The 1,541-nt window shown below is 25.2% G+C and carries 2 protein-coding genes; both read left to right on the forward strand.

What is annotated here, in order from left to right:
* Window positions 1-127: 127 nt before the first annotated feature.
* Complete coding sequence (locus CAMP5082_RS08145; protein WP_263725480.1) at window positions 128-952, forward strand: hypothetical protein; 825 nt, start codon at window positions 128-130, stop codon at window positions 950-952.
* Window positions 939-1,541: hypothetical protein (locus CAMP5082_RS08150; protein ID WP_337206422.1), on the forward strand; the 603-nt coding region annotated here is incomplete at its 3' end. The genes CAMP5082_RS08145 and CAMP5082_RS08150, both read left to right, overlap by 14 nt.

Below are 1,541 nucleotides of genomic sequence, written 5' to 3' on the forward strand. Positions count from 1 at the left end.
CAACAATGCTATAATAAACAATACTAACCTTAAAGGTAAAAAAATTGCTTAAAATATTAAAAAACTTTCATTGTAATTTTTACAAAAAATATATAAAAAACTATTTTTAGAATATCAAGGAATATAAATGAAAAAACCTTTTTATAAACTTAAAAGATTTTATATACCCTGTATTATATTAATCATAATACTTGCCGTGCTTGCAAAATTACTTTATTCTCCTTTATATACGATTTATTGGGGAATATATCATCATCCTAAGGCTCAATTAAATTTTAAAAATTTTGAAAAAATGACTTTAAATCCAAGTCCTAAAGATATGATTAAAATTGTAGATGATTATCAGCCTAAACTAGAAGACTTTAAAGATTTAAATGCAAAAATGCAAAAGGCTATTTTTGATTTTAAGGTTGCTAAATTATTTGGATTTGAGGATAGGTATTGCCAAAATTTTATTCAAAGCAACATTGATATTTTTATCTTTCTACATGGTAGAGAGCAAACCTATTTTAATTATCTTAATTTCATAAGCAATTTAAACTCAAATGAAAAACAAAAATACCTAAACTTAAGAGCCTCTACTAAAGATTTAGAAAAACAAATTTTTGAAGAAAAACTTAAATTTATAAAGCACTATGAAGAATTTTATGATTATTTAGATAGCATAGGCTATTTGAATAAGGGTTCTTGGTATAAAGCTATGGCTCTTTACTCAAAAGTATCAATTCAAGGAATGTTTTTACTTTACAACACCCAATTATGTTCTTTTAAAGACAAATTGACAATATTCAAACAAGTGAAAGAAAGTTATAATATACTTAAAAAATTAGATACACTAGAATTTTCTAATGAAGAAATAAATAAAAAGTGGAAAAGTAATCATAAAGCAATAATAATCTTTATAGGTAATTATTTAAACAAAATCCAAAAGGCCTTAGATGAATGCAAATGAAAATAATACTAGTGTTCATAATGAAAACAATACCACTATTAACATTAAAGAAAGTATAAAAGAAGCCCTAAGAGAAGGACAAGAAATTGTAGAGAATAGTAGAGATGCAACCGGAGAAATAAGCAATACCTCTCATTTTTTAGGCAATATATTCAACCTTTCCCCCAACTCTCCCACTAAAGAAACCCTACAACCCTATATTCAAAAAGTTCAAGTTATTACAGATAAAGTGGATAACAAACTAAAAATTACTGAATATACCTTAGAGTATATTAACAATGGTGATATAACTAAAGTTTTAGTAAAATTAGGAGAAGAAGTTATACAAGATTTTGTTTTAAAAAAAGGCTTAGATATTTCCAAAGAAATAGCACTTATCTTGTTTAGAGGAAAAATTATTTTTGGTATAATTATTTTTGCTGGAGGAAGTGTTATATCTTACTATTTTTCTGAAAACATTAAAGAATTAGCAAAAAAACTGCTAATAAATACTCAAGATTTGCTTAATAAAATCGGAGATAAAATTAAACCTCCTGTTGTATGCCCTAGTAATTCTATAACACCTAATGGTCAATGTATTGATCATCCA

It is taken from the genome of Campylobacter sp. LMG 17559 (assembly GCF_024723605.1).
Lineage (GTDB): Bacteria > Campylobacterota > Campylobacteria > Campylobacterales > Campylobacteraceae > Campylobacter_D.